Source organism: Microcystis wesenbergii FACHB-1317 (genome assembly GCF_014696875.1).
Taxonomy (GTDB): domain Bacteria; phylum Cyanobacteriota; class Cyanobacteriia; order Cyanobacteriales; family Microcystaceae; genus Microcystis; species Microcystis wesenbergii_A.
Genome location: NZ_JACJQV010000037.1, coordinates 1 through 4,402, shown reverse-complemented (window position 1 = coordinate 4,402; position 4,402 = coordinate 1). Strand labels below are relative to the sequence as shown.

The following is a 4,402-nucleotide window of genomic DNA, read 5'->3' as shown; positions in this document are numbered from 1 at the left end:
ACACTTTTGTGGAAGCTTTAGAAGCTTTTCGGACAGCGATGTCTTTCCGTTTCTTTGAGTGGCTGACCGAGAATCGGGATGTGTTTGCCGCTTACAAAGCCAGTTTAGGCTTTGTTTGGGCTTAAAATTTGTTTAAGTCCCACTAATCCCTCTAGAGTCGCTTTTACCGGACGGGTGGAGAGGCCGATATTTTCCGCCGCGGTGATCAGTCCCGACAGGGTTGCCCCGTCGCGGTTGACGTTGGCCATTTCCCGCAAACGGTTGACGCTGATTCTTTTGCCCCAATAACGGGCGATCATGACTAAACCGGCCGCCCCGCAATCGGAGGCGGACTGTTGCTCGAAGAAGGGATAACGGCGGAGGGATTGACCGATCCAGTGACCTAACCGCTGCGCCGGAGAGGGAAAATAGGCTCGATCGCTTTTTTTGTCCGTTTCTTCTGTCTTCGTCCCAAGAAGTTGCTCAATTTCCCGCGCCCGTTGCAGTAATGTTTTTTTCAGGGCGGGGTGTTTTTTCAGGATCGGCCTCAGGGCGGACTCGGGGATAAGAAGTAGTTCCGCCTTCACCGAGACTCGAACCGAGTAGGGCAGAAAACCCGATCGGGGAAAGAGGGTGAATTCTCCAAAAAATTCGTCGGTTTTGAGCGCGATCATCTCTTTTTGTTGCGAGTTCGCTATCCGAACTTTGCCGCGAACGACTAGGTATAATCCGGGCTGTAGGGACAGGGTACCTGCTTCGGGAGAGAGGGCGATCGCTGTTTTTGGGAGACTCCGCCACTGGGTTTCGGACAGGAATTCCGGCCAGGGATTGACGAGGCTGTGAGTATCGAGCATAGTTGTTTTAAGCTTTGGCTGAAGGAGAAAGATCGACGATGCGGATCGGCTGTAGCTGTTTGCGGAGGCGATTGACGTGGGTGGGGGTGAGCGCAACCCCGAATTCTTTCTCTAGATGCCGCGCTAAGCAAACTCCCGACCATCGCTTAAAGGAATAGCCGAAATCCCGGGGGGATTTACTAATCAGTTCCTTCAGGCGATCGAGGTAAGGTTGATCAACTTTTTGCGGGCGACCGCGGCGGTATTTCTGCCAGCGATCAATCTTGCCACTCTCGGCGATCAGTATCCATTTACTAGCGGTGGCGGCAGTACAATCGAGAAGCTTACGGATCTCGCCCTGGGATTTGCCCTCGTCAGCGAAAAGAATGATTTGAATCCGTTTGCGATCAACATCAGAGATATTCGGTTCTGTTAAGATTTCGAGAAGTTGCTGACGTTGGGATGGGGATAGATATTTACCAGTGCTTGATGACATAGCCTTTGCAACTATAAGTAAAAGCAGACAGCAGCGTGGAGGAGCGTTGAGGCAAGAAAGTTGTACTAAGTTGTACGATGGGCTGAATTCGCTGGGCGACGATCTCTTTCGCTGTCCTTAAATTATTATTTCAGCTGCGAAAGTGAACATTATGGAGTCTATTAAATTCTTTTTCTCTCGCCCGATCAAACCTCTCTAACACCTAACCCCCATCACCCCCCGCAACGCGCACGCAGTGACCACCCCATCTCCCTATCTCCCTATCTCCCTATCTCCCCACTAGCCACTGATAACTGATAACTGATAACTGATCACTGATTGCTGACTACTCAAAATCGTTATGACTATGATATAGTTGTTAAGGAATGTAAAAATAGTTGCATTTTCCCAGAAACTAGATTAAGGAGATTAAAAGTATGACCGCCGAAGGTTGCTTAAGAGTCGGACAAGCGGCGCCGGATTTCACCGCGACCGCCGTTTTCGATCAAGAGTTCAAAACCATCAAATTATCGGATTATCGGGGTAAATACGTCGTTTTATTCTTCTATCCCCTCGATTTTACCTTTGTTTGCCCCACGGAAATTACCGCTTTCAGCGATCGAGTTAGCGAATTTGCCAGCATCAACACCGAGATTTTAGGGGTGTCCGTCGATAGCGAATTTGCTCACCTAGCATGGATTCAAACCGAGAGAAAATCCGGCGGTGTCGGTGATGTGGCCTATCCGTTGGTGTCGGATCTGAAAAAAGAAATCAGCACCGCTTACAATGTTCTTGATCCTGATGCGGGAGTGTCCCTGCGCGGTCTGTTTATCATCGATAAAGAAGGTGTTATCCAACACGCTACTATTAATAATCTTTCCTTTGGTCGCAGTGTCGATGAAACCCTCCGCACTCTAAAAGCGATTCAATACGTCCAATCCCACCCGGATGAAGTTTGTCCCGCCGGTTGGCAAGAAGGGGATGCTACTATGGTTCCCGATCCTGTGAAGTCGAAAGTTTACTTCGCGGCAGTTTAGTTAAAAATCCTCAGAAGTCCCTCAGCTATAGATGGGGGGAAACTTTTAAAGGGGGGCGAAATAATTCGCCCCTCATTTTAATCGGAAAATTTTCTGGAAAATTTGCCCTATTAGCCATGACCTCATCTAGAATACTGGGCAGACAAGTCTAGAAAGAGTCACGGCGATCTATGACTAACAGTAATTATGATTCCGAGTTGACAGTTTTGGGATTACCCGCAGCCAAAGGTAGATGGTTATTAATACCTCTAGGAATGGGTGTTTTACTCTGTTTAGGGACGGTGTACTCTTGGAGTATCTTTAGAAAACCCCTAGAAACAGAATTAAATCTCAGCGCCACGGAAAGCCTATTACCCTACACTGTGGCCCTAGTATTTTATGCCGCTTCTATGCCGATCGCCGGTTTTTATATCCCCCGGGTAGGCACTCGCAGGATGACCGCTATCGGCGGAATTATCGTCGGTTTAGGCTATATTCTCGCTAGTTTTGCCGCTCAGATCCAGACAATTATTCTGACCTACGGAGTCATTGCTGGCACGGGAGTCGGCATCGCTTACGGTGTTCCCATGGCAGTGGTGGCACGCTGGTTTCCCGACAAAAAAGGTTTAGCGGTGGGTTTAACTATCATCGGATTTGGCCTTTCTCCCCTGATTACCGCACCTTTAGCCAATCGATTGATCAATGAATATAGCGTTCGACCAAGTTTAAGATTTTTGGGGATTATCTTTACAATAATTATTGTGATGATTGCCCTCGCCATGAAATTACCCCCCCAGGACTGGCAACCTCCGCTAAATTTAGCTAACCGAAAATCCGACTTTCAGGCTAATTATCCAGTGAATATGCTGAAAAGTCGCTCATTTTATGGCTTATGGCTTTGCTATGCTATTGGTGCTTTAATTGGCTTGAGTGCTATCGGTATTTCTAGTCCTGTCGCTGAGGAAATTATTCAGATTGAGCCGGGGTTAGCCGCTAGTAGTGTTGCGCTATTTGCCTTGTTTAATGGTATTAGTCGTCCTTTGTTCGGTTGGTTAAGCGATCGCTGGAAACCCCATTATCTAGCGATCGGGGCCTATACACTCATTTTGATCGGTTGCCTGTTGATGGTCAAGGCCGAAAAAGGGGCAGTTACTAGCTATCTGGTGGCTTTTTGTCTATTTTGGTTCTGTTTAGGGGGATGGTTAGCCCTAGCTCCCGCTACCACTCTCCACTTCTTTAATCCTGACCACTACGCCCAAAATTACGGCATTGTTTTTACTGCCTACGGTGTCGGTGCTTTGATCGGAACTTTAGTAACCGGTAGAATTCGCGATTGGTTCGGTACTTACACTTATGCTTTTTATGCCATGGCTGTATTGGCAATACTGGGCATTTTTCTCGCTAGTGCCTTACTGAAAAGAGAGCGATCGCAGCTATCAAATCCTAGCTAGGGTCTGCTGAAAAAGTTTTTCGGTGGTGGCAGGGTGTGGCCCCCCCAACCCCCCTAGGGCTGTTTCATTCTCCCATCAGAATATCAAAAGTAAAAGCGATCACTGTCAGGTAAAATGATAAGTGACCGCCAACCTTTCAAATATATGTTGAGCTTAATAGAAAAACTGAAACAAGTCAAGGACTTTCGGAAAGATAAAGGAAAAAGACACCCTTTATGGATAGTATTAGTAGTAATAATACTGGGAACAATGCTAGGATACTCAGGTTATAGAGAACTAGGAGAGTTTGCTAAAAATAATCGGCACAGGCTGAGTAAAGAATTTAACATAATTCCAGAAAGAGTCCCATCCTCTTCAACAATTAGAAGGGTGATGATGGGAGTTGATGGTCAGATTTTGTTAAAAATGTTTAATGAATGGGCATTAGAAGAATATGGACAAAGAAGTGATATAAATTGGCTAGACATAGATGGAAAAAGTCTCAAAAACACTCTAAAGAATCCTAACAATGAACAACAAAATTTTATTATGTTTGTCTCATTGTTTAGTCAAGAAAGTGGCTTGGTATTACACTTAAAAAGAATTGAAAACAAAAAAGGGTCTGAAATCGACGAAGGTCAAGCTATAATTGAGGATTGCACTCTCCAA

General features: G+C 46.2%; 5 protein-coding genes. 3 read left to right on the top strand and 2 right to left on the bottom strand.

Features of this window, described 5'->3' with window-relative positions; translation table 11 throughout:
- Window positions 1-104: 104 nt before the first annotated feature.
- Together H6F92_RS00655 and H6F92_RS00650 are read right to left on the bottom strand one after the other, a co-directional pair.
- Window positions 105-833 (bottom strand): cysteine peptidase family C39 domain-containing protein, encoded by a 729-nt coding sequence (locus H6F92_RS00655; protein ID WP_242029951.1) that lies wholly within the window; start codon window positions 831-833, stop codon window positions 105-107.
- A gap of 7 nt (window positions 834-840) precedes the next feature.
- On the bottom strand, window positions 841-1,308 hold the full coding sequence (locus H6F92_RS00650; RefSeq protein WP_190356429.1) for a helix-turn-helix domain-containing protein: 468 nt from the start codon (window positions 1,306-1,308) through the stop codon (window positions 841-843).
- Window positions 1,309-1,724: 416 nt separating this feature from the next.
- Here H6F92_RS00650 and H6F92_RS00645 point away from each other — a divergent pair, with 416 nt between their 5' ends.
- The 3 genes from H6F92_RS00645 to H6F92_RS00635 form a co-directional block, all read left to right on the top strand.
- Window positions 1,725-2,324, top strand: coding sequence for a peroxiredoxin (locus H6F92_RS00645; protein WP_002735961.1), 600 nt, complete (start codon window positions 1,725-1,727; stop codon window positions 2,322-2,324).
- A 170-nt stretch (window positions 2,325-2,494) separates the two neighbouring features.
- Entirely contained in the window at window positions 2,495-3,754 is a 1,260-nt protein-coding gene (locus H6F92_RS00640) for an L-lactate MFS transporter (protein ID WP_190356428.1), read from the top strand.
- A gap of 144 nt (window positions 3,755-3,898) precedes the next feature.
- Window positions 3,899-4,402: ISAs1 family transposase (locus tag H6F92_RS00635; protein WP_190356424.1), on the top strand; the 504-nt coding region annotated here is incomplete at its 3' end.